This window comes from Amycolatopsis sp. NPDC004079, assembly GCF_040610415.1.
GTDB classification, from domain to species: Bacteria; Actinomycetota; Actinomycetes; order Mycobacteriales; family Pseudonocardiaceae; genus Amycolatopsis; species Amycolatopsis halotolerans.
The window spans coordinates 36,749-59,702 of the sequence record NZ_JBEXMH010000030.1 but is presented as its reverse complement, the minus strand read 5'-3'; the positions used below and the strand labels follow the sequence as shown (position 1 = coordinate 59,702).

Sequence of the window (22,954 nt, the reverse complement as noted above, 5' to 3'; positions counted from 1 at the left end):
GTCATACGTGACGCCAGGGCCTGTCCGCGACGGAAAGAGGATCGGCAGAGCCGTTCGACTGCGGCAACCGGAGCTGGTTGCGGTGTTGCCGCAGCGGTGCTGCAGCGGGTGTCGCGCGACGAGTACAGGTGGTCTGCCGTGTCTTCCCCGCACGACAGGCCGCCGGCGGGCCGGGTGAATCGGGGAGGCGTTCTGTGACTGCAGCCGGAGCGGACGCGCTCGCTCGTCTCGCCGCACTTCCCGGCGTCAGCACCGCGGCCGCCCTCGCCGGCACGCGCGCCTCGGCGGCCTCGGACGGCAGCACGTTGCCGGTGGCGGAACCGCTCGCCGTGCTCGGCGGGCTCCGGCGCGGCACGACCGTGTCGGTGACCGGCTCGACCTCGCTGCTGCTCGCCTTGCTGGCGGAAGCGACCGCGACCGCGACCGCGACCGGGTCCTGGGCCGCGGTCGTGGGGATGCCGTCGCTCGGGATCGTGGCAGCGGCGGAACTCGGGGTGACGCTCGAGCGCGTGGTGCTGCTCCCCCGGCCTGGTGCCGACACGGCGGCCGCGATGGGTGCGCTGATCGACGGTCTCGACATCGTCGTGCTCGGGCCCGCGCTGTGCCGCACGATCTCGCCCGCGGGCGCGGCGCGCTTCTCCCGCCGCGCCCGCAACCGGCGTTCCGTCCTGATCGCGGCCGAGCCGTGGCCGGGCACGGACGTCGACCTGCGGGCCGAGCCCGGACGATGGCACGGCGCGGCCGTGGACGGGCACGGCCGGCTGGAACGACGCGACGCGGTGATCCAGCGGTACGGCCGACGCGCAACCGCAGCCTCGGCAGCTGTCCAGCTTCCCGGACCGGACGGCACGATCACCGCCAAACCCGCCGTGGCAGGCAAGGGCGTACGCCCGACGATGACGGTGGTCGCGCTGTGAACGCGAGCCCGCCGAGCACGAAACCCCGGACATTCCCGGACACCGCAAGCAATGCCGGTCGGGGTTCGGATTCTGCCGCCGCGCGCCCGCCGGGGCGTCACGACCGCGTGGACGAATTGCGCGCAGCACGGCCTGTCCCGGTTTCGGCCTCGATCTCGATCCGCAGCCACGCAGCCGCGCGCACCCGGACCCGGACGGCGACCTGCCGCTCCCGCGAAACCGACATCTTCGCCAGCACCGCGACCGCGACACCGCCGGCCAGCGCGAGCACCACCACGACACCGACCGCGACCAGGACCACCAGCCACACCCCGTCTGAAGACAGCGCAGCCACGACATCCGCTCCTCGGCCGCCCGAGCATCAGAGTCCCCGCCCCCAGCGCGGCAGCCCTGCGCCGTGCCCGAGCCTACCGGCCCGACAAGCCCGCGTCGTCGGCTTCCCGGGTGAGCGGCACCGCGCACGCAGGCCGCTTCCGCGATGCCGCGTCACCGGGAGAAAGTGTTGCCTCCGATAAATAATGCGCAGTCGACCGGCGGAGCGGTCTTATTCGATGTGGCTGCTATTGGTGTTCGTTCCGGGGTCTGGCGCCCCACAGCAGCACCGCGGCCACCGAACCAGCCGCCGAACTGGTTGAGAGGTCCGTCCGCGCCGGGCTGAGGCGGCGAGGAGACTGCGCGACACGAGGACGCTGCGGTCGTCTGCCGCCGGTGGATGCGCTGCCAGTTCATCTGGGCGGCAGGGTCCACAGTCGGACGGAGTGGTCGAGGCTGCCGGTGGCCAAGCGTCCGTCGGAGCTGAAGGCGACGGCGGCGGCGCCCTACTGGAGTTTCAACCAGCACACTGGCATTCGCCGCAGCGCGCACGGCGTCGCTCGATTTCATCTGCAGGCAGTCGCGCCCCGGGTCCTGTACAACAGCTGCAGTCCAAGGTCGCCTCATCAGCGTCACCGCAAAGACTCCGCCCGGCGCGCCACGCGACGAACCGAAGGCCCGCCCCGCCGTCACCGACCATCTTGATCGAGTGCCGGCATTCTCGCATCGCCTGTACCTGCGTTCGCCAGTCACCTCTGGGGTGTGACCAGAGACCTCAGCCCGTCGTCAGCGCCGCGGTACGCGGCACAGCCGGCACCGCAGCCAGCGCACGCGACTTGTCCTCGCGCCGCACGCAGCCGTCTGCAATGCACGTCACCAGCGCCGACAACACCGGCAGCGCATACGCCCGGAAGTGCGCCGTAACTATCAGAAATCCCGTGAGCATCGCGGACAGCAGCACGCACAGACGAGCCGTCCTCACGAAGGTCGCCCAGCCGTGCCCGCTCGAACAAGCATCGCCGACTTGCTCCCGATCTCCAGCGCAGAGCGACGGCCGAGACCCCAGCGCGGTCGGCCAGGCAGGTCTCGCTGGGTCAGCGTGCGCGGCGGGACGTCACTGCTCTGTTGCCTGGGCTCGGGCTTCGTGCCCGAACCTGTCGGTCTGTTTGTGGACGGTCGCTGGTTTTTCCGGTGCCGGCCGCACGGAGATCAGGTAGTGCTCGTCGGGGGCCTCGGCGTGGGGGTGGGGAGCGATATCGCGGCCGCGGGCATGCACGCGCACCCGGTAGGCGCCAGGCCCCACGTACGCCAGGGCGTCGAGTTCCTGGGGCGGGCCAACCATCACGTTCTGAACGAGGAGGTACCCCTCTTCGCTGTCTACCGACACCTCGGAGACCTCGTCCCAGCCGTCGAGTTCGACCGAGCCAGGTTCGGCGTCGAGCACGTGCAAGGTCACAGTGACCTTGCACGTGGTGGTGCCGGTGAGGACGGCCGCCCCGCCGGAGTCCACTCCCACGAGACCGTTGGCGTAGGCAGGGCCCAGTCTGGGGACATCCGCACCGTAGTCCGTGACGCAGGAGCGTCCGTAGCCCACGTACAGGTCAGCGGTCGCTGTCCTCACCGGCATGGTCACGCGTTCCTCCTGGTCTCGGCTAGACGATCGTCACCCAGAACTTGTTTTACTCGATCACCCGGTTCTGGTTGTAGAACTTCGGCGGGACCTGCGCGGTTCTCGGTTGCGCAAATACGGTTGCCTCGGCTGTGTTGCGACGGCCTGCTGTTCTCACCTCGCCGGGTGCAGGGCGATGCACCGGCTCCGGGCCGGCTCGACGTTTCGACCCGCGGTCGCGACCTCGCGTTTGTGGCCTGACTTCGACGAGGCTGTTCTCAGCCCGGGCCCTCGTCGGCGATGCGGCACCTGGCACCGGGCCACCTTCCGACGGTCCGACACGGATTCGAGTCGCTTCCTGCCGAAATCACGACTGGATGAGGATTGTCGGGGTGTCGATCTGCCAGGAGGTGTTCTGGTCGTACTGGTCGGGGGTGTCGTAGCGTTGTGTGCTGCCGCCGCGTTGCGCGGCCCACACCTCGGTGCCGAGGTGTCGGAGTGCCCGTCCTCTTGCAGAGAAAGAGACGAGCGAGGCGCCGGTCCCGTCTGCGCTGGGGGTCGAGCACCAGGTCGCGTCCGTGTAGAAGGCGTCGGTGCCGTCGGTCGGTGCGAGGGTCACCACGTCGGATTGCTGTCGCAGGTAGTGGTTCGGCTGGGCGACCGATTCGAGCGAGTGGCAGGAGGGGTCCGCCAGCCCGGGCAGGATGCGCCAGTTCGCGTCGGCACCGCCACCGGCGACGCTGATCGTGACGTCTCGGGTCCCGCGCAGGTAGTACCCGCGTACAGCGGGCGTGAGGGCTCGCACGGTTTGGACCAGGGCGCGGTCCTCGGTTTGGCCGACGCGGAGGAAGACGTCGACGTCGTGGTCGGTGCCGGCGAGCGCGGCGTCGGCGGCTGCGACCAGCGCGGGGTGCACTTTGCTGTTGGAGGCGCGGGTGCGCAGTTCGAAGGCGCGGAGCCGGTCGGCGGCGGCCTTCTTCTTGAGCCTGTTGTCGCGGTCGCGGCGGTTGGCCTCGAAGATGCCGGTGTCGATGAACCGTCGCAACGCGCCGGGGTCGCTGCTGCGCAACGAGTCCTCCGCGGCCGCGGCGATCTCCGAGCCGGGAACGGCCCGGACCCACAGTTCAAGCACGAAGTTGTCGTCCGGTTCCACCAGCATCGCCTCGGTCGCGATGACGCCGAACACTGCCACAGCCCGGGTGCGGGCGTCTTTCGCCGCGAGCGCCGCTTTCTGCTCTTTGCTGGTCCGGTCGTCCGAGACGACCTTATCCTGCTGGTCCTGGGCGCGGGCCTGGAAGATCCCGGTCTCGATGAACTCCTTGAGCGCAGTCGCACTCCCCTCGTACGCGGCCCGCGCGGCTGCCTTCACCCGCGGGCCGGAGGCTCGCTCCCACATCGCGTACACGAAGTCGCGGTCGCCCTGAATCAGCAGTTCCGGTCCGGCGACGACGAGGTTGACGGCGGCGGCGCGCTTTTTGCCCTCGCGGGCGGCACGGGCGGTCTCGTCGTCGCGGAGTTTGTTGGTCTGGTCCCGGACTCGGGCTTCGTGGATTCCTGTTTTGATCCACTGGGTGCACTCGAGGTCGCCTCCCGCGAACGCCAGCTCTGCCGACGCCCGCACTTCGGTGCCGGACGCCTGTTCCCACAAGGCGAACACGAAGTTCCGGTCGTTGAGGACGAGCAGCGAAGGACCCGCGACGATCCCGAGCGCGGCAGCGGCCTTGACCTTCTCGTCCTGCGTCGCCGTGCGCGGCGCGACCTCAGGAGCGGACAGCGTCTCGACGGGCGTGGCAATGGCCGGCGCGGTCATTCCCGCGAGCAGGGTGAGAGTCGCGACAGCGACGAGTCCGTGTCTTCTGACTGCGGTTCTTCCCATGAGTGTGCGCTCCTTGGCGTTGCCGGTGTGGTTCAGGCGGGATAGGCGGTGACGACGCCGGTGGTCGCGTCGAAGTCGATGCGGCCGTGTTCGAAGGTGCTGCGGCGGCCGCCGGGGATCGCGAACTCGTCGCTGGTCGGGAAGCCCAAGGAGGACTTCTCCGCGCCCAGCGAAATCCATTTCGCTTTGATGGCGCCGTAGATGATGTGGGCGCCGCTGCGGGTGCTGGAGTACATCGATCCGCCCGCGGCGAAGTCCTTGAAAACCCCGGTGTTTCCCGCTGTGCACTGCGACTCGCTGCTCGGCGGCCCCAGCGGCCCGGCTCGGTGCCCGCCGAGCGCCAGGTAGGCGTCGAGGAGATCCGGTGCCGGACAAGGAGACGCGAATGTGCCTGCCACGGAAAATTGGTGCGCCCCGGTCGCCGCGGACCAGTACACCCGGACCACCCGTCTCGGCTTGCCAGTCGTGCCCTTGTCGTAAAAATCGCGGAAGCGCACCGGCCCGTCGACCTGTTCCGGCTCCAATGGGAAATACACAAGGTCTTGGTACGGGTCGTAACGCGGCAATGTGGGGGCGAGCCACCGTTCGATCCACCTCGCGGTGATCGCGGTCGAGTCCGGATTCGGGTCCATCACCCACCAGTCGAAAGAGCTCGCCGGATTGCCGGTCACCGCGGTTCCGTCCGCGCGGACGCCGAGCACGCCGGCGATCATCGGCTCCTCGAGCCTCACGGTGCCCTCAGCGCCGCTGCGGTCGGGGCACCAGGTGGCCGCCTCCGCGAACCCCGCGGTGCCGTCTATGGGAGCGATCCGCACCGGTGCGGCGGCGTCGCCGACATGCGCGAGGTAATGGTTCGGTTTGGTGACCGATTCCAGCGACACGCACTCCTCGGGGCGGATCAGGCCTGGTCCTACCCTCCAGGTGGCGGGCAGGCCGTCGGCGGGGCCTGGTTCGAGGCTTCCGGCCTTGGCTATCGCGACGCCATCGACGTCGCGGAGGAACTTCGCGCCGTGGGCGGGATCCGGACCTTGGCCGGGAGGATTCGCCAGAGGGCTGGGCAGCAGCGACTGCGTCAGTGCGTCGACCCGGTCCTTCCGAAGGAAGTCTCTCACTTCGGTGACGCCGCCCGTGAGCGCCGCGGCGGCCGCTTTGGCCAGCCTGGGCTGGACGCCGGTCTGGACAGCGTGGTCTTTGATCTGCTGCACGAGGGCACGGTCGGCGTCGGCTTTCCGTTGGAGGACGGCGTCGAGGTCGCGGCGGTTGGCCGCGAAGACACCGGTCACGACGAAATTGGTCCAGTCCGCGCGGTCGAGGCTGCGCAGCGCGATGACCGCGGCCTTCTCGACTTCGCTGCCCGGCTTCGCGTGGTTGGCGATGATGCGCAAGATGTCATCGTCCGGACGGCTCACAACGTCCGGCGTCGCAGGCACGCCGACCACGGAGACGGCGCGTCCCCGGGCCGCCTCGGCCGCCAGGCGTGCCTTCATCGCCGCGTCCGCGTGCTGGTCCGCGTCTATCCCGTCCTGCTGGTCCTGGGCATGGGCCGTGCGGATCCCGGTCGCGATGAACTCCTGTTGCGCCGCCTCCGGCGCACCGAAGGCGGCCAGCGCGGCGGCATGGACGCGCGGCCCGGTCTGGCGCTGGACGATCGCGTAGACGAAGTCGCGCGTCCCGAGCATCGTCACCGACGTGTCCGGAACAATGCCCAGCACGACCAACGCCCGTTCCTTGGATTCCCGCGCCGCGTCGGCGGCTTCTGCGTCGCGGATCTTGTTGGCCTGGTCCCGTGCACGGGCTTCGTGGATCCCGTGTTTGATCCATTCCGTGCATTCCAGATCGCTGCCGGTGAAGGCGAGTTCGGCCGACGCTCTCACCTCACGCCCGGTCGCGACCCGCCACAGCGCGATGACGAACTCTTTGTCCCGCAGCTTCAGTTGTTCGTCGGTGGGGACGATGCCCAGCGCCGCGGCGGCTTTCGCCTTCTCGACCTCCGCTGCCACCGGATCCGGAGCTGCGGCTGTCCCCCAGGACGGTACCGAACGCGGGCGAGCAATCGGTTCGGCAGCGCGCACGGGCGCCGCCCCGGTGACCGCCGTGGCGACGGCGACCGCGGCCACGAACACGGCGAACCGCAGCATGGCCCGACGTCGCTGGCCCGGCGTGATCTGCCGGGCATAGTGGTGGCTTACATTTCGCATTGGCTGGGTCCCTCCCCTTCCCTTCAGCGAACAGTCAGGACGATTCCCGCTCCTTGTGCTGCACCGTTTCCTCCTCGTGCGACGAAGCGCACTCGGCCGGTTCATCGGGATAGAGCGATTCCCGCGGCGGCAGGATCGCGGGACTCGCCGTGAAATCGGGAGTCACGGTCACCGCGAGCACGGCCTCCTCTCGATAGCCCTCCAGGTCGTCGAGAGCCCAGAGCCCGTGCTCGCCGTCATGGTGTTCGTGGATGCCCAGCGAACCGTCGGGCGCGCCGTCCGGCCTGCGGTGCACCCCGACGAAGCCGGTCACGACACCGGGATTCAGCCCCTTGTCGATCCGGGCGAGCAGGTCCCACACCAGGGAGTCGCCGCGAACAGCCAGGACTGTCATCGCATCATCGGCGGAAAGATCGAGGCCGCTGCGCGGGAGGTAGGACCGGTTGGCCAGGTCTTCCCTTCCGGTCAGGTCCACGGGTTTGACGTCGTCGACCACCCGCCCGTGCGCGAGAACGAGCGCACCGGAGGAATGCCTAATCCATCCGCCGGTCAGCAAGTACCACAGATCGCCTGCCCACTCCGTCTCCCGCAGGTCAGCCAGCCACCCCAAGTCCCGCGCCGACACCAGATCAACTCCCTCGACAAGCGCAGCCATCGCCTCGTTCATCCGGATCTCCGCCGCGTCGCCCCTGACAACTCTCATCCCCGCTGTTCAGCCTTTCCCTCGCCGAGTACACAGCGCGCGACGAACTCGGTCGACCCGCTGCGGGAGCTTGTGCAGTTACCTGGTGTCGCCGACGCCTGGCCGCGTCACGAGGTCTCCGCGGCTGCGTGCGAGCCGCCGTTTTCCCTGTGCCGGACACCGTTCCGCTCGGGGTCGCGGACCTCGATCTCCAGCGGTCGGCCTTCCCGCCCGACGACGGCGACCAAGCCGAAGGCATCGAGGATCGAGGCGATCGCGCGGCTCATCGCCGCCTCGACGTGCCAAGCCCGCTCGACATCAGGGTGAAAGAGATCTCCGGAGAGCCCGTCGAGCCAGGATTCCCATTCCCGCGAGGCCTTCCATGTCACATACACCCCTGGGGCGGGATCATCGCTACTCCGGACCTCGACTTCGGCACCGCCTTGGTCTCCGGCCGGAGCATCGGCCGCGACGGGCACACCGGCACGCTGCAGGCTCACAGCGGCTCTGCGGGCAAGGTCCAGCAACCGTCGCTGTTCGTTCTCCTCGACCGCTGCGAGGCGCTGCACGGGCGACGTTCCGTCACGCAGCGGAGGCAAGTCCACCCACGCACCGTCGAAGCCGGTGCCGGGAACCAGCGCCATCACGGCCTCGGACTGGTATCTGTCCACGCTGTCCGTTCCCAGGGCCGGTTCGCTTTCGCGGTTTTCGTGAAAATTGACGGTTCCTACGGCGTTGCCGTCCATGTCCCGCGAAACACTGACCATGCCCACCACCTCGCCGGGACAAAGGGCGCGGTCGATCCGCGCCAAGAAGTTCCACGCCATCGCGTAGCCTCTCGCCGACAGCACCGCGAGAGCCTGCTCGGACAAGAGGTCCACCCCATCGCCGGGAATGTGCGTGCGGTTCGCGTTCCTCTCGTAATCGATGAGGCTCCAGCCATCGCGCTCCTCGCCGACGCTTTCGACCTTCCACTTCAGCACCAGAGCGCCCGCGGGCAGCCGAACCCAGCCTTCCCGCGTGATCAACCGGAGGTCGCCGGCCCACCCGGCCCGATCAACGTCCGCGACCCAGCGCATGTCACGGTACGAATCAAGGTCAACGCCCGCCACCAGCGCTGCCATCTCCTCGTTCATGAGGAGCCGCATCGGGTTGGACTCCACCGCATCCATCACTTCACCGGCCTCTGACCCAATGCCTGCAGGGCATTATTAAGGGCATTCTTCCAGTCCTGCCAATTCGCACGGATCTCTTTCCATACATCTTTGGGGATGTCGTCAAACCTTCGCTTCTCAAAATCCCAGTAATACTTGCTGTTCTTTCCGTTTCCGTGTTCCACCTGAAGGTGGATCTGGCCGTCCCGGCCGGGCGGGTTCTCCGAATCAAGATGGATGTTCCTTATTGTCCGGTGCGTTTTGGAAGTGTACTCCGCCTGACCCGCGCCCCAGCACTTCTTCTTGCCCGCAGCCGCGGTCGCCCCGATGGCCGGATCGCCGACGGGTTCACCGCCGGCTGCCAGGCTCGCCGGCTCCATCACCGGACACGCCGGGTTGCCCCGCAATCGGCCGAGGAGCTCGGTCACTTTGTTCTTGATCTTTTGGATGCGCTCTGATTTGGCGAAGTATTTGCCGATGTTGCTGATCACGGCGACGATCGCTTCCCCGATGGGAACTGCCTTCGTGACGAGGAGTACGAACGAGGCGGCGTCGACCAGCGTCCACAGGCAGGCTCCGATGTCGCCTTCGCCGAAGCACCGGATCGCGTCGTTGACGCCGAGCACCTCCAGCAGCACGCCGGCGCCGATCTCGGCGATGAACGCGAGGAAGTCGCCGCCGTTGGAGCACTGGGCCTTGATCTGGTCGTGCTCCGTCTGAGCGGCGACGCCTTCCTCCTCCCACAGCAGGGTCGCCAGGTCTTCCTCTGGGATGTCGGCCAGGCAGGCGGCGGTCTGCTGTGCCTCGTATCGCCGGTGTTCGGCAGCTTCGCGACGTTGCTGCTGCTCGGCGCGGTCCGCGGCGGTCTGGATGTCGATCGCCATGTCCCGGGCGTGCGCCGCGGCCGCGGCGGCGCGATCGGCGTTCGCCTTCGCCCGGTCGGCGGCGGCCACGGCGTCGGCGGCTGATCGTTCCGCGTCCTCGGCAGACTGCCGTGCCGCGGCGGCGGCGCGTTCTGCCGATGCGGCTGATTGCCGTGCGGCTGCAGCGTCCTGCTCGGCCGCGTCGGCGGCCCGCCCGGCGATGGCCGCGTCGTCGGCGGCGACGTTGGCGGCGTGCCGCGCTGCCGCAGCGTCCACATGGGACTGAGCGTCAGCCTGAGCCGCGCGGGCGGCGGCGGCGCGGGCGGCCGCACCGTCGGTAGCCGCGTCCGCCGCCGACTGCTGTGCCTCCGCCGCGGATTGGGCAGCCGCGTAGGTCGAGTACGACGCGGCGGACGCGGCGCGGTAGGCCGCTGCGGCGTCGCCGTGCGCCCGGTCGGCGGCCTCTCGTGCCAAGTCGGCGGCCGCTTTCGCCTCCGCGGCCCGGCCGAAGGCGGCGCGTGCCTGCTCCGCACCGGCTTTTCTGGCTTCGTCGGCGACCTTGACGACGTAATCGGCGTCGATGTCGGTCCCGGTGAACGGGGCGACCACGGTGATCGCGGTGTTCGCACGGTCGGCGATCGCAGCCGACGCGGTCCGCGCCGCCAACGCCGCCTGTACCGCGAATCCGGCCTGCGTCGCGGCGGACACCGCCTCGGCGAACGCCGCATTCGATTCCGCTCCGGTGCGATCGGCCCCGCGCGCGGACCGGACGGCCTCGTCCGCGGATCGCTCCGCCAGCTCGACTGCCGCGCGAGCGTGCACCCCTGCCTGCACCTCCGCGGCGGTCGCCTCGGCCGCTTTGACGTCGGCGGTGGCCGCTGACACGCGGGTATCGGCGGCGGCTGACTCGGCGCGTCCCGCGGCCGCGTTTGCTTGTGCCGCGTGGGCTTTCGCATCCTCGGCTGCTGCGCGGGCCCGCGCAGCAGCACGGGTGGCTTCCGTGGCCGCCTGCCGCGCTCGCGCCGCCGCTCCGGTCGCGAGATTGGCCGCGTCGCGGGCGTTGACCGCAGCGGCAGCCGCAGCGTTCGCATCCAGCCGTGCTTGCCGGGCGGCCTGGTCTGCCCTCGCCGCGTGCTCGGTGCCACGCGCCGCGGCAGCCGCCTGCTCAAAGGCCTGGGCCCGGGCCTCGGTCGTGTCCTTGCGCTGTTCGGCGGCGATCGCGGCGTCGCGCGCCGTCGCCGAGTTCCGTTCCTCGTTCTGCGCGGCGGTGGCGGCGTCCGCTGAGATCCGTTCCTGCTCGTGCGCCCGCCGGTCCGCTTCCGCGGCGTACCGTGCTTGCGTGTCGGCCTGGCCTCTCGCTGCGCAGGCGGTCGCCGTGTCGCTGTCGGCTTGCTGCCGCCACGCCGCGGCGTTCGCGCGCTCTGTTTCGGCGATCCGACGGCTGTTGGCGGCACCGCGTTGTTCGGCCTCGGCGGTCAGCCGTGCGTCGTGCGTCCGCTGGGCGCCTGCCTGCGCCTGCTGGTCGGCCTGTTCGGCTCCTGCCCTGGCCTCGTGAGCGCGCGCTGCGGCGTCCTTGGCCGCCGCCGACTGCAACCGGGCGGACTCGGCGATGACCGCTGTCGCCCGTGCGTGTTCCTCGGCGTGAACCCGCCAGACCTGGGCTTCGGCAGCGTGTTTCTCGGCCTTGTCCTGATCGTTGCGCGCGGCGTCGGTCGCCATCGTCGCGTCGATCGCTTGCCGGGCCGTCTGGGCGGCACCGGCCGCGGCGCGGGCTGCCTCCGCCGCCCCACGGGCCAGCTGCGCCCACTGAGTGCCGTAAGTCAACCCGGTGTCGACCAGGATGCCGGCCTCGGCTTCGGCGGCGGCAGCCGCGTTCTGCGCGTCGGTCACGGCTTGATTCGCGTAGCCCAGCTGCCGATCGGCCTCCCGCACGACCAGGCTGAACGACGACGGGGAATGCTGCCCGCTCGCGGCGTTGGCGGCGAGGATCTGCGCGGCCTGCCGGGCGGCATTGCCCGCGGACACCATCGCATTCGACGCCTGCTCCAGAGTCCGCACGCCCTGGCCGTTCGCGATCAGCAGATTCCGGCGCGCCGCGTTCGCCCGCGCCGTCTTCTTCGCCAGCTCGCTGAGCTGATCGGCAGCCTTCTCCCGAGCCTCGAGATCCTTCAGATACGCCTCGCGAGCCTCCGCGTCGCGTTTGGCCGCCGCCAGATACCCGCCGTCGAGAAACGCCACGATCGCGGCGTCCCCGGCCGCGAGCGCTGCCTGCGCCGCCTGCCGCACCTCGGGACCACCGGCCCCGGTCAGCGCCTGGACCCGGGTTCTCAGCTCCGCCGCCCGAGCCTGGGCCGAAGCCGCGGCGCGCCGGTCCCGGTCCTGCGCGATGCCCCTGCCGTAGTCCAGAAATGCCGCGCGATCAGCATCCGAGCCCGCCAGCACACGCTCGACCTCGGCGTTGAATACCGGACCGCCGGTGCCCTTCAAAGCCAGAACAGCCGCCCGGTCGCGGCGCGCGGTGTCCTCCCGGCGGGCTTTCGCCCGCGCTTGTGCTTCCGACTCGCCGACGTCGAGAAAAGTACGGATCGCTTCGTCGGTGTTGGCCGCCAATGCGACCGCAGCTGCTTCGCGAACCTCCGGTTCCTCCGACAGCTCCGCGATGTCGGCCACCAAGCCCCGATACCGCGGGTCGATCTCCTTGCCCACGCCGGTTTTGCCGTCCCAGCCCGGGTAGTCCGTCTTTGGAATCGGCCGGGCCGGACTTCGCACGGCGACCGTTTTCGTCGCGCCCTGAGCGGCCGCCGCCGGTTCGACCGTGCCGAGAAACACGGCGAACACCAGCAACAGCGACATCGCTCTCCGCGCAGCTCCGCGCACCATGACAAAGCCCTCCCCCGTTGTGACATCAGGCCGCACACGTGAAAACCGGATCGGGCGCAAGCGCGCACGACCGCTCGGAGTCCTAAACAGACATGCGGGATTCGCCTTCAAGCGCCTGCCGCAACAAGCTGTCCCAGAATTGCAACTGTTCGGACGCCTGCTGACGGTCCGCTGCCCACTCCGCTTCGGTCCGGGCAGCGGGCCCGGCCATCGCCTGCCAGTTCGGGCCGCTCGCACTCGCGGCCGCCGCGGCGATCGCGTGCCAGTTTTCGGCCTCCCACTGCGCGACCTGCTGTGCCTCGACCAACGACGCTTTCGGCGCTGCTGTGCCGTCCGCAGCGGCGCGCCACGCCTTCACCGCCGCAGCGCGCGCCTCCCGCGCCGCCTCGCCCGACGTCGCCAGCGCCGCTCGCTCCGCCGCATCCGCGTCGGCCGCCAGCCGCCGCGCCGCCACCCTCCACCGCGCCTGCTCCTCGACACCCCGCAACCGCGAGACCTCCAGATCCAGCAGCGCCGCGTGCGCCCAGCCGTAACTGAAGAACTCGACCAGATCCTCATCACCGGAACCCGGCCGCAACGCCCACGCCGCCGCAGCACGCACCTGCGCGCCCGGATCGGCCAGCGACAGATTCCGCACGAACTTCCGATCGGCTTCGACCAGTGCGCGTGCCTGGCTTCCGTCCGCCTCACGCGCGCGGCGGTCCCGCTGCTCGGCCGCTGCGAAACCCTCCCGCACGAACAAATCCCGTTCGGAATCAGTACCGGCCAGCGCCCGCTCCGCAGCAGCGTGCACCTCCGGCGCGAACTTCGCCGGATAGGCATCCAGCACACGAACAACGAAATCCCGGTTCATCGCCCCGGTTTCCGACGCCCGCGCGATGGCATCCGCCAACCCTGAAGCCAGGAAAGCAGCGATCGCTTCGTTCCCGGCATCGCTCATCAACGCCACCCAGGCATCCGTGCGCACCGTCCACAACGGATGCTTCCCCGCCAGATGGCGAACCCACGCACGGTCGCTCGCAGCCTGATCGACGACCGCCGCTGCGGCAGCCGTCTTCCCTGCGGGAACAGCAACAGCGGCCGCGGGAACAGCACTCCCGAAAACCACGACCGCCAGCAAACCAGCGACGCACACCCCACCACGGTTCTTCCGCACCGAGAGCCTCCCCGCCCCTTCGGCTGATCACCACAGCGAGGCAACCACCCGGACAAACGTCCGGCAACCACCGAACAGACCCAAAAAAGGGAAACTCCACAACAGGACCCGACGAACAGCAGGTGAACCGCCCGCGGCCGAAAGCCGAAAGCCGGTGCAACATCCACCAGCGGCCGCCTTCCGGACAGCCGGAAGCGAACTTGTCGGCACCGTCAAGTCACGAAAAGGATTTCCACAGATCGATAATTCAGCTAGCTCACCAACTGGACGACCCTGTAGCGTCTCATTTGGTCGCACGAAATGACGACCACGAATCCAGCAGGCCGAAAGAGAGCGCGGCCAGGGAAATCCCGCGCGCTTCCCTTGACTGCACCTTTTCTTCCTCGGCGATCTTCCCGCCATACGTTTCGCCCGAATGAAATTCTTTGGCACGTGCCTGCGACAGGCCCGCGAGTGGCCCGTACGAGAACCTGTAGCGCATCAATCCGAGGGGAGGCTGATCGTGGCTCCGCGTTCGTCGAACCGCATCAACCCGCCCCGCCACGACCCCTCCAGTACGGACGCGTCCAGCGCGACGCCGGCGAGATCGTCCTCGTCGTCGGTGCGGAACCCGAGTTCGCGCATCCGGTCCGGGTCCGTGCCCGAGCGGCGGTAGGTGTGCAGCGGCTCGGGCACCGTGACCACCTGTCCGCCCTCGGCGGCACAGACTTCCTGCACATTCGGCAGGTACAGCGCCGTCCCGGCGAAACCGCCCGCGCGGACAGCGCGGTCAGCAGCTCGCGCCGCCAGCCCAGGTACCCGCTCGGCCCGTCGCACTCGACCGCGAACGTCCAGCCTCAGAACTGCCCCTGCGCGAGACGTCCGCACCGGATGCAAAAAACTCCATTAAGACCCTGGAGTAATTGCGGATCGAGAACGTTTTCGACCCGTCAGCATAGTTGGCAAAAACGGAACACTCCAGACGGAATGCGTTTCCACGGGAAGACGACCTGCACCCCATTCCCATACGCTGTTGCGGTTTCGACTTTGTCGCAGCGGTAATATCTTCGCGATCGAGCTTCCGTCTAATTTCGCAAAGCCCGGGTCCAGCGTCGCAGTGTTGTATCAGATTGTGTCGTTCGTTCCGTGTCTCAGGAACTTTACTGGGCACGGGAGGATCGCGATGATTCTTGAAATCGGGACACGAGTTCTTCCGGCCGACGACCCGCGGGAGGCGTGATGTTGGTCTACGACGACGGTCAGGTGGCGCTTCGTTGCGGCGATGCCGCCGCCGAACTGCGAAACATGCCGACCGGTTCTGTCGATTGCGTGGTGACGTCGCCGCCGTACTGGGGTCTCCGTGACTACCGGATCGCGGGCCAGTTGGGAACCGAGCCTACTGTCGCCGACGTGGTCGCGGTCCTCGAGCAACTCGTGCCGGTTCTTGCTCCAGACGGTTCGGCATGGCTGAACCTGGGCGACAGCTACGGCGGTTCGTGGGGCGGCTACGTCGCCGAGGGTTCGGCTGTCCGAAGGTCGCGCTACGGGTGGCATCGCCCGCCGCAGTCCAAGTGCCAGGCGAAGGATCTGGTCGGTGTGCCGTGGCGTGTCGCGTTCCCGCTGCGCGAGCGTGGCTGGGCGGTCCGGAGGGAGATCGTGTGGCACAAGCCGAACGCGCGACCGGAAAGTGTGCGGGATCGCCTCGCTCATCGCTACGAGACCATCTTCGAGCTAGGGCGAGACCGCGACGAGACGAACGAGACCGCTGCCGGACCCGAGGTGTGGACAGTCTCGTCGGACCGCGCCCGTCTGCGCCATCCGGCAGTTGGAACGCGGGAGATCGCGCGGCGGTGCGTGCGGTTGGGATGTGACACGGGCGGCACGGTGCTGGACCCGTTCTCGGGTACCGGGGCGACCGGTCTCGCAGCGCGCGAGCAGCGCTGCCGTTTCGTCGGGATCGACGCCGATCCGCGGTGTCACGAGATTGCGCTGACGCGGCTGGGACTGGCGGGTGAGCGAGCATGACCGTCGATGTGGATGTGCTGACACTGGGCGAGGTGGAGGCTTTGCCCGCGATCGTGGATTTGGATACTGCACGGCGTGCGCTGGGGATCGGCCGGACGAAGGCGTACGCGCTGGCCCGGGCTGGCTCGTTCCCATGCCCCGTTGTACGCGTCGGCGCGGCATACCGGGTGCCGACGGCCGGATTGCTGCGACTGCTGGAGATCGACCACCTGATGAGGTGATCTTCGCAGGTCTCGGGGTTCCCCGAGAGGTGGTCGCAGCGCGAGTATTCACGCCCGAGAAGCGCCCTGGTAGGTGACGTGGCAAAGGAGCAAGGTGTGACCGTGCCGAAGGGATCGGTGTTCTGGCGGTGTTCGTGCCGGGACAACAACAAGAAATCGCTGGGCGACGAGTGCCCGAAGCTGCGGAACAAGCGGCACGGGCAATGGTTCTTCCGCATAGAGCTGCCGCCGGACGCGGAGGGCAACCGCCGGCCACGGCGACGCGGCGGGTACGCGACCGAGGCCGAGAGCGGTCTCAGCCTCGGTCCGAGAGCTGCTCGGGCTCGCCGAGGAGGGTGATGACGAGACCTTGCGCAAGATCGGCGATCTGCTCGTGAAGGTGATCGCGAAGAAGGACCCGTTGCCGGAGGTCGAGGCGGTGCGACGGCTGGTGCGCGCCGCGGCGACCGAATTGGAGCATCCGCTGATGGACCAGGAGTTCGACGAGTTCCTCGCGGTGAAGAAGCGCACGGTGAGCCGGAACACCTACCGCTCCTACGAGTCGTATGTGCGCCTGTATCTGGAGAAGATCCGACGCGACAAGCTCCGGGGCGGGCATCTGGACGCGATGTTCGAGGCGATCGTGGAGCACAACGACCTGATTGAGGAGTACCGGGCAAGCGGCGACCCCGACAAGGTCGCGGCGGTGAAGTGGCAGCGCCCGGTCGGCCTGATGTCGCTGCAGCGGATCCGGGAAGCTTTGCGGGCGTTGCTGAACCGGCGAGTGAAGGAAGGGCTGCTGACCGTCAACGTGGCCGTGCTGGTGGAATTGCCGACGCCGGACCGGCCGAGACCGAAGCTCTGGACGCCGGAACGCGTCGCGAAATGGCACCGCACTGGCGAGGTGCCGTCCCCGGTCATGGTGTGGACCGGGGAACAGACTGGCCAGTTCCTCGACTTCGCAGTCGGTCATCCGCTGTATCGGCTCTTCCACCTGATCGCCCACTCAGCGCTGCGTCGGGGCGAGGCGTGCGAGCAGCGGCGCCGGACACGTTCCTGGACGCGGCGTCGCTGGAGGTGACCAACCAGATCGTCCAGTACGGGTGGGAAACCGGGCAGTCCAAGCCCAAGACGTCGTCGTCCGAGGGAATTGTCCCGCTGGATCCCGACACCGTCCTGGTCCTCGCGCAGCACCTGGCGCGTCAGGACGAGGCGAAGGCCCGCCTCGGCGAGGACTGGCAGGATCACGACCTCGTCTTCACCTGCCCCGACGGCAGCCCACTGCACCCCGCGGACGTCTCGGACGAATTCACGTACCTGGTCCGGGCAGCTGGCTTGCCCCCGATCACTCTCCACGGGCTCCGCCACGGAGCAGCAACGCTCATGCTGGCCGCCGGGGTGGACATGAAGGTGATCCAGCACATCCTCCGCCACTCTTCGATCAAGGTCACCATGGACCTCTACACGAACGTCGCCCAGGAAGTCGCCGCCGACGCCGCCCAGAGACTGGCGTCGGCGATCCCCCGGCAGGCCGCTGTGCACCGTGCCCGCGCTCTAGGGCTCCCCTCGCTCGCAAGAGACCACAATGGACAGTGCAGTGCCAGGAGGACATCGTCCGAACAAAACAAAACCCCAGGTCACCAACACCGGCGACCTGGGGCCAGAAAGTGGGCCGCCAGGGATTCGAACCCTGAACCCGCCGGGTAAAAGCCGGCTGCTCTGCGCGATTGAGCTAACGACCCGCGGCGAGGCGGGAAAGGCGCTGCCCGTCGAGGGTTCGAACCTCGGTTTCCGCGTCCAGAGCGCGGCGTCCTGCCAGTTGGACGAACGGGCATGGGCTCCCGGTCCAGGATTCGAACCTGGGCCCGCGGATCCAAAATCCGCGATGCTGCCGGTTACACCAACCGGGAACGGGCCGTAGCCAGTCGGATGCCCGCGGGTCGAACGCGGTGTCTCCTGGTCCCGAACCAGGCGGGGTCGCCGATGCCCCTCGCATCCGGGGAGTGCGGGCCGGACCCGCACGAGCAGGCCCCGGCGCCCCCTCGGCGCCGGGGCCGTACCCCTGCCAGGACTCGAACCTGGTGCCTCCGCATTCGTAGCGCGGCGCTCTTTCCCGATGAGCTACAGGGGTCTGCGTCCGGCTTCGGGGCCGGTCGCGAACGGCCGGAGGGCATCGAACCCTCTTCTTCGGTTTGGAAGACCGACGTGTCCGCCGAGTTCACCACGACCGCAGGACGCGCCCTGGCCAGGGCGCAGTGGTGAAGGAGGGAGTCGAACCCTCATTGCCCGCAAGGGCGCCCGGGTTACAGCCGGGTGGGGCCGCCACCGCCCCGTCTTCACCGTGCGGGTCCGGCGGCGCGTGGCTGCCGGACCCGGCGCTCGTCCTGGCCGCGGGTGAGGCGACGGGGACGAGTCTCGGAAATGTCTTGCTCCGCTGTGCAGTTGTCAAAGGACCGCGCCCGCCAAATGGGCAGCAGGAAATGCTGGCGCGGAAATAACAGGCGCAATTAAGTGTGTTTGGAGGCCCTGACGAAAGAAGCCGCCCAGGTCGGTTTCCCGACGGGCGGCTCCCGGTGCTCGACGGCTGTTGCGTCAGGTCAGGGAGCGGATACCGGCGAGGAGGCCGCTTTTTCGGCAGGTGCGGCGCTGATGAACGGAACGCTGGGCAGCGCGGACCGCGGCCGGATATTGGCCTCGCGTCTCCCGCTGTCGCCTGTTCGTCATGTCCGCTCCTTCATCCGCTTTGGTGCATTCATCTTCACCTACGCCGAAGCGGTGCGTCAATCTTATTTTCCGGAGAAGCATTTCCCTGGGCGGCGGATCGTGTTGTAATGGTCGAGTGCACTTCAATCCTTACGGCGGCGCGGGCGCGCAAGTAGCCGCCGACCTGGCCACCCTTGCCCAGCGCGACGGCGTCACGGCCGCCGAGGTGCGAGCCGCGGGGCAGGCGCGCGACATGGTGCTGCCGCGCATCGCCGCGGACGAAGCCGAGCGGATCCTCGCGTGGGGGCGGCGGCTGCACCAGGTGTTCGTCGCGGAGACGACGGCCGAGCGGATCGATCTGCTGAACGAGCTGCTCGCGGTCGCCGCGTGTCGGCCGAACATCGCCAGTCACGACGGGAAAGCGCCGCATCTGCACTACTCCAGCGAAGGCGCGGGCGTGGTCGAGCGGTTCTACGCCTACACCGCGGGCGGGCTCGCGCATCTCGTGTGCGAGGAGCCGCACCGCCTCGGCGTCTGTGCGCGCGAAGGGTGCGGCATCGCGTTCGTGGACACCTCGCGTAACGGGCGCCGCCGGTTCTGCTCCACTCGCTGCGGCACGCGGGTCAACGTCGCCGACCATCGCGCGCGGCAGCTGGTGGGCTGAGCGGCAGGTCAGTCGGCCGCTTCGAACGACTGCAGTTCCGGGTATTTCGGGGCGATCGTGTCGCCGGAGGACTCGCCGCGCAGGCGGCGGCCGATCCACGGCAGCGCGTGTTCCCGGCCCCAGCGGAGGTTCGCCGCGCGCTGTTCCCGCGTCGACAGGCGAGGCCGCGGACCCAGCGCGGCGTGCGTGACGCTGTGCTGGACACCGAGCGCGTCGAGGACGGCGATGGCGATTTCGGTGTGCCCGGCCGCGTTGAGGTGCAGGCGATCCGGGGACCACATGCGACGGTCGCGCAGCTGGCGCATCGACCACATGTCCACCAGCAGCGTCTCGTGCCGGGCCGCGATGCCGCGCACGTGCTCGTTGTAGATCGCGACCCGCCCGCGGATCTGCCGGAACAGCGCGTCTTCCACGCCGTCGACGCCGGTGAACAACAGCACCTGCGCGCCGGCCGCACGGAACCGAGCCACCGCGCGCTCGTACGAATCGGCGAGGCTGTCGACATCGACGCGCGGCCGCATCAGGTCGTTGCCGCCCGCGTAGCCGGTGACGAGGTCCGGCTTCATCGCCAGCGCCGGTTCGACCTGCTCGTTCAGCACCTGCGGCAGGAGCTTCCCGCGCACCGCCAGATTGGCGTAGCGAAACCCGGGCTCCCCGGCGGCCAGCACCTCGGCGACCCGGTCGGCCCAGCCGCGCACCCCGTTGCGCGCGGACGGATCGTCGTCCCCGACGCCTTCGGTGAACGAATCGCCAATACAGACTAAGCGGTTGGTCATTGGCTCAGTTTAGGCCCGGCTCCCCCACCCCTCGCGACGGCGCCCGCGGACACCAGGGTAGCTCCGGCGAGGCCGCCCCAGAGCACGCCGGGGCCGAGCGGCGCGAGCGCGGCGAGCACCGCCGGGGAGACCGCCAGCCCGACGCCGGTCGACAGTTCGAAGCGGGCCACCGCCCGGCCGAGCAGGCGTGCGGGCGCCAGGGCCATGACGAACGCGGCGGCGCTGCCCGCGTAGATGATCTCGCCGATGGTGCAGACCACCGAAACCGCGGCGATCGCGGGCGCCGCCCAACCGGATCCGAGCAAGGTCGCCGCGAGAAAGCCGAGATACGACAAGGCGAGCACGACTCCGCCGCCCGCCAGCGCGGTCCGCCGGGAAACCCGCGCCAGCAGCACGGTGACCGGCACCTGCAAGGCGACGACGAGCACGGTGTTGGCCACGAAGATCGCCGCCGACCACACCGGGGACGCGTGCAGATACGCGGTCAGCACCAACGGCAACGCGATCTCCGGGACGTTGAGGCAAAACGCGTAGATGACGTTCGCGGCCAGCAGCGAACCCATCCGCGGCGCGCTCTCGGCACCAGGTTCCGCCACGGCGGCCGGAGCTCGCAAGCGGACCGACCACGCCAGGACGGCGGCGATCAGATATGCGATCCCGGTGCCGATCGCCATGGCGCGCAAGGCATTCGAGCCGCCGGCGAGACACGCGGTCGCCAGCAGCGCGCCGATGCCGAGCGCGGCATTGCGGAGCGAACGACCGGCAGCGAGGGCGGCGTCGCGTTGCCTGCCTTCAGCGAGCGTCGCGACGAGCGCCGCGTGCGCCGCTGGCCAAGCCTGGTTGCCCGCAGAGAGAAGAATCGCGGCACCGACGAACGGCCACAGCTCCCCCGGCGGCGCGGCCAGCAGCAGCACGACGCCGACCGCACGCACCAGCATCGAAGCGGCCACCACGGTGGTGCGCGCGCCTCGCTCGAGCCACCGCCCCACGAACGGCATGCAGCCGAGCCCGGCGACGACGCCTGCGGTCATGGCGGCGCCGGTCGCGGGCGCGGACAGGCCGAGCACGGTCACTCCATAGATCAGGAGGAACGGGCGCAGCAGGCCGGTGCCGAGTGCGTCGACGGCCATCGCGGCGGCGTAGCGCGGGCCGCCGGAGACGCGGATCAACACGCTCGGCCGGATCTTGGTGGTCATGGCGCTCGACGCTCCCGTGCCCGCCTCGGCCGGAGCACGCCGATTCGCGGTTTTCGTCAACCGGCGAAGGTCCGGGCCGGGCGATCGGCGATGCTGGTGTGGTGCCGTTGAGGATCGACATCGCCGGGCTGCCGGCCGAGCAGGTGCGGTTCGCCGCGTCGCCGCTCGCGGAGCTGACCGCGATGCTGCACGTGCTGGCCGAGCCGGGCCATCATCCGCGGTTCGCCGCGCGGGCGGGCGAAGTCTGGGCTGGGATGCGGCCCGAGCTGGCCGAACGCGTGCGAGAGGCCGATTCCCTTTGGCGGTCCTCGCAAGCCGATTTCCTGCTTCCCGGACGTCCGCGCCCGACTCTCGCCGAGGAACTGGCCGATGTCGACGCGATCGACCACGAAACGTACGCGACCGCGGCGCTCGTCTCGACCTGCGGCAGCACCCGGATCGCGACCCGTTCCCCGCTCGCCGACCCGAACTCGCGTGACCGTGCCCTCGACCTCGCCCAGGCACGCGGCCCTCGCCAGGAAGCATTCGCTGAAAGCCTCCTGACGGACCCCGAAGCCACGCGAGCCCGCGTCCGCGACACCCTCGAACAATGCGCCGAAGCGTTCTTCGACAGCGCCTGGACCGGACTCGAACCTCAGCTCGCCGCGGACCTGCGACACAAACAAGACCTGCTGCGGCACAAGGGAATCCGTACAGCTCTCGATGCGGTGTCCAGCGCGGTCGCGTTGTCCGGGGACGGGTCCCGGATCGTCGTGGACAAGCTGCAGGACAAGGCGACCTCCGCCCAAGACGGCGTCACGTTCATCCCCAGCGTCTTCGGCAGCCCGCACCTGGTCGTGGTGCACGCCTCCGGCTGGCGGCCGGTGGTGCAATACCCGGTCGCCGACGCGGCCGCTCCGGTGCCGCTGGAAACGGTCGAGCTGCGGCTCGACGCGCTGGCCCATCCGGTGCGGCTGCGCCTGGTCCGCACGCTGGCGCGCAGCCCGCACACCACCAGCGAACTCGCGCACAACTGGGATCTGTCCGCGCCGGAGGTGTCCCGGCATCTCGCGGTTTTGCGCCGGGCTGGCCTGCTCACCGCCAAGCGCCAAGGCCGGTACGTCCGCTACTCCCTCGCCTTGCCGCAGCTGTCCGCGCTGGGCACCGACCTGCTGGCTGCCGTGCTTCGCTGACTCAGGTGCGGAGGCCGTCGAACAGGATCGCGATGGTGCGGTCGCGCAGTTCGCGATCGGCCCCGACGTGCTCGGCCGCCTTCGCGGTGCCGATGATCACCGGGATCAGCTCGGTCGTGGTGACGTCGCGGCGCACCGCGCCGCTCTCCTGAGCGCGCCGCAGCAGCACGCCGAGCGATTCCCGCAGCCGCTCCCCGATCACCGAACCCGTGCTGGGCACGCACACGCCGGCCGAGGTGAGCGCCTCGAAGTAGGCGTTTTTGGCGCTGGACATCTCGATCCAGCTGGTGAGGAAGGTGAAGAACGCGGCTCCGGCGTCCTCGGCGTTCTGCGCGACGACCGCGTCCGCCTCGTCGACGAACCGGTTCAGCCGCGCGTAGAGCACGGCTTCCAGGAGCGCTTCTTTCGTGGGGAAGTGCCGGAACACGGTGCCGATGCCGACGCCGGCCTCGCGCGCGACCTCCTCGGTCGGCGCGCCGGTGCCCTTCGCCGCGAATACGGTCTCGGCGGCTTCGAGCACCTTGGCGCGGTTTCGCCGCGCGTCGGCGCGCAGCGGTTTGTCCTCGGTCACGGCTGTGATGGTAGTCGCGCG

At 69.3% G+C, this 22,954-nt stretch carries 23 protein-coding genes and 5 tRNA genes; 9 read left to right on the top strand and 19 right to left on the bottom strand.

Features of this window, described 5'->3' with window-relative positions:
- Window positions 1-194 precede the first annotated feature (194 nt).
- Window positions 195-917: a hypothetical protein gene (locus ABZX37_RS27860; protein WP_354744371.1), complete on the top strand. Its 723-nt coding sequence runs from the start codon at window positions 195-197 to the stop codon at window positions 915-917.
- Between the two features lie 97 nt (window positions 918-1,014).
- On the opposite strand, the gene ABZX37_RS27855 is transcribed toward ABZX37_RS27860, so the two are convergent.
- The 11 genes from ABZX37_RS27855 to ABZX37_RS27805 all read right to left on the bottom strand — a co-directional run bounded on the left by ABZX37_RS27855 (window position 1,015) and on the right by ABZX37_RS27805 (window position 14,463).
- Entirely contained in the window at window positions 1,015-1,251 is a 237-nt protein-coding gene (locus tag ABZX37_RS27855) for a hypothetical protein (protein WP_354744369.1), read from the bottom strand.
- 753 nt (window positions 1,252-2,004) lie between these two features.
- Window positions 2,005-2,211, bottom strand: a complete 207-nt coding sequence (locus ABZX37_RS27850) for a hypothetical protein (protein ID WP_354744367.1) — start codon at window positions 2,209-2,211, stop codon at window positions 2,005-2,007.
- Window positions 2,212-2,343: 132 nt separating this feature from the next.
- The gene (locus tag ABZX37_RS27845) at window positions 2,344-2,862 is read right to left on the bottom strand and encodes a hypothetical protein (RefSeq protein ID WP_354744365.1); all 519 of its coding nucleotides are present in this window, start codon (window positions 2,860-2,862) and stop codon (window positions 2,344-2,346) included.
- A gap of 343 nt (window positions 2,863-3,205) precedes the next feature.
- A complete protein-coding gene (locus tag ABZX37_RS27840) occupies window positions 3,206-4,714 on the bottom strand; it encodes an AbfB domain-containing protein (protein WP_354744363.1) in 1,509 nt (502 codons plus the stop codon).
- A 32-nt stretch (window positions 4,715-4,746) separates the two neighbouring features.
- Entirely contained in the window at window positions 4,747-6,912 is a 2,166-nt protein-coding gene (locus tag ABZX37_RS27835) for an AbfB domain-containing protein (RefSeq protein ID WP_354744362.1), read from the bottom strand.
- Window positions 6,913-6,946: 34 nt separating this feature from the next.
- Entirely contained in the window at window positions 6,947-7,615 is a 669-nt protein-coding gene (locus tag ABZX37_RS27830) for a hypothetical protein (RefSeq protein WP_354744360.1), read from the bottom strand.
- Between the two features lie 107 nt (window positions 7,616-7,722).
- Entirely contained in the window at window positions 7,723-8,766 is a 1,044-nt protein-coding gene (locus ABZX37_RS27825; RefSeq protein WP_354744358.1) for a hypothetical protein, read from the bottom strand.
- A complete protein-coding gene (locus ABZX37_RS27820) occupies window positions 8,766-12,464 on the bottom strand; it encodes a hypothetical protein (RefSeq protein ID WP_354744356.1) in 3,699 nt (1,232 codons plus the stop codon). The genes ABZX37_RS27825 and ABZX37_RS27820 overlap by 1 nt, the downstream gene beginning before the upstream one ends.
- Window positions 12,465-12,573: 109 nt before the next feature.
- Entirely contained in the window at window positions 12,574-13,647 is a 1,074-nt protein-coding gene (locus tag ABZX37_RS27815) for a hypothetical protein (protein ID WP_354744354.1), read from the bottom strand.
- Window positions 13,648-13,930: 283 nt separating this feature from the next.
- Complete coding sequence (locus tag ABZX37_RS27810) at window positions 13,931-14,128, bottom strand: hypothetical protein (protein ID WP_354744353.1); 198 nt, start codon at window positions 14,126-14,128, stop codon at window positions 13,931-13,933.
- A complete protein-coding gene (locus tag ABZX37_RS27805; protein ID WP_354744351.1) occupies window positions 14,128-14,463 on the bottom strand; it encodes a hypothetical protein in 336 nt (111 codons plus the stop codon). Before ABZX37_RS27805 ends, ABZX37_RS27810 begins: the two co-directional genes overlap by 1 nt.
- Before the next feature lie 402 nt (window positions 14,464-14,865).
- Here ABZX37_RS27805 and ABZX37_RS27800 point away from each other — a divergent pair, with 402 nt between their 5' ends.
- From ABZX37_RS27800 to ABZX37_RS27780, 5 genes are all read left to right on the top strand, one after another.
- The gene (locus tag ABZX37_RS27800) at window positions 14,866-15,651 is read left to right on the top strand and encodes a site-specific DNA-methyltransferase (protein WP_354744349.1); all 786 of its coding nucleotides are present in this window, start codon (window positions 14,866-14,868) and stop codon (window positions 15,649-15,651) included.
- A complete protein-coding gene (locus ABZX37_RS27795) occupies window positions 15,648-15,872 on the top strand; it encodes a DNA-binding protein (protein ID WP_354744347.1) in 225 nt (74 codons plus the stop codon). The genes ABZX37_RS27800 and ABZX37_RS27795 overlap by 4 nt, the downstream gene beginning before the upstream one ends.
- Window positions 15,873-15,968: 96 nt before the next feature.
- Window positions 15,969-16,211, top strand: coding sequence for a hypothetical protein (locus tag ABZX37_RS27790; RefSeq protein ID WP_354744345.1), 243 nt, complete (start codon window positions 15,969-15,971; stop codon window positions 16,209-16,211).
- A gap of 10 nt (window positions 16,212-16,221) precedes the next feature.
- Window positions 16,222-16,932, top strand: a complete 711-nt coding sequence (locus ABZX37_RS27785; RefSeq protein ID WP_354744343.1) for a hypothetical protein — start codon at window positions 16,222-16,224, stop codon at window positions 16,930-16,932.
- Complete coding sequence (locus tag ABZX37_RS27780; RefSeq protein WP_354744459.1) at window positions 16,881-17,558, top strand: site-specific integrase; 678 nt, start codon at window positions 16,881-16,883, stop codon at window positions 17,556-17,558. The genes ABZX37_RS27785 and ABZX37_RS27780 overlap by 52 nt, the downstream gene beginning before the upstream one ends.
- Here ABZX37_RS27780 and ABZX37_RS27775 read toward each other — a convergent pair.
- The 5 genes from ABZX37_RS27775 to ABZX37_RS27755 all read right to left on the bottom strand — a co-directional run bounded on the left by ABZX37_RS27775 (window position 17,520) and on the right by ABZX37_RS27755 (window position 18,082).
- Window positions 17,520-17,593: transfer RNA gene (locus ABZX37_RS27775), tRNA-Lys, on the bottom strand. The two genes, ABZX37_RS27780 and ABZX37_RS27775, sit on opposite strands and share 39 nt — an antisense overlap.
- A gap of 20 nt (window positions 17,594-17,613) precedes the next feature.
- A tRNA-Gln gene (locus ABZX37_RS27770) sits at window positions 17,614-17,685 on the bottom strand.
- Between the two features lie 4 nt (window positions 17,686-17,689).
- Window positions 17,690-17,761: transfer RNA gene (locus ABZX37_RS27765), tRNA-Gln, on the bottom strand.
- A gap of 147 nt (window positions 17,762-17,908) precedes the next feature.
- Window positions 17,909-17,982, bottom strand: a tRNA-Arg gene (locus ABZX37_RS27760).
- Window positions 17,983-18,009: 27 nt separating this feature from the next.
- A tRNA-Gly gene (locus tag ABZX37_RS27755) sits at window positions 18,010-18,082 on the bottom strand.
- Window positions 18,083-18,368: 286 nt separating this feature from the next.
- Here ABZX37_RS27755 and ABZX37_RS27750 point away from each other — a divergent pair.
- Together ABZX37_RS27750 and ABZX37_RS27745 are read left to right on the top strand one after the other, a co-directional pair.
- A complete protein-coding gene (locus ABZX37_RS27750; protein WP_354744341.1) occupies window positions 18,369-18,683 on the top strand; it encodes a hypothetical protein in 315 nt (104 codons plus the stop codon).
- Between the two features lie 7 nt (window positions 18,684-18,690).
- On the top strand, window positions 18,691-19,218 hold the full coding sequence (locus ABZX37_RS27745; RefSeq protein WP_354744339.1) for a CGNR zinc finger domain-containing protein: 528 nt from the start codon (window positions 18,691-18,693) through the stop codon (window positions 19,216-19,218).
- Window positions 19,219-19,226: 8 nt separating this feature from the next.
- Here ABZX37_RS27745 and ABZX37_RS27740 read toward each other — a convergent pair whose 3' ends face one another.
- Together ABZX37_RS27740 and ABZX37_RS27735 are read right to left on the bottom strand one after the other, a co-directional pair.
- Complete coding sequence (locus tag ABZX37_RS27740) at window positions 19,227-19,994, bottom strand: SGNH/GDSL hydrolase family protein (protein ID WP_354744337.1); 768 nt, start codon at window positions 19,992-19,994, stop codon at window positions 19,227-19,229.
- Window positions 19,991-21,190, bottom strand: a complete 1,200-nt coding sequence (locus tag ABZX37_RS27735) for an MFS transporter (RefSeq protein ID WP_354744335.1) — start codon at window positions 21,188-21,190, stop codon at window positions 19,991-19,993. The genes ABZX37_RS27740 and ABZX37_RS27735 overlap by 4 nt, the downstream gene beginning before the upstream one ends.
- Window positions 21,191-21,291: 101 nt before the next feature.
- On the opposite strand from ABZX37_RS27735, the gene ABZX37_RS27730 reads away from it, so the two are divergent.
- Window positions 21,292-22,362 carry a DUF5937 family protein gene (locus ABZX37_RS27730; RefSeq protein ID WP_354744333.1) on the top strand — a complete coding sequence of 357 codons (1,071 nt, stop codon included), beginning with the start codon at window positions 21,292-21,294 and terminating at the stop codon, window positions 22,360-22,362.
- Between the two features lies 1 nt (window position 22,363).
- Here ABZX37_RS27730 and ABZX37_RS27725 read toward each other — a convergent pair whose 3' ends face one another.
- The gene (locus tag ABZX37_RS27725) at window positions 22,364-22,933 is read right to left on the bottom strand and encodes a TetR/AcrR family transcriptional regulator (RefSeq protein ID WP_354744331.1); all 570 of its coding nucleotides are present in this window, start codon (window positions 22,931-22,933) and stop codon (window positions 22,364-22,366) included.
- Window positions 22,934-22,954 lie beyond the last annotated feature (21 nt).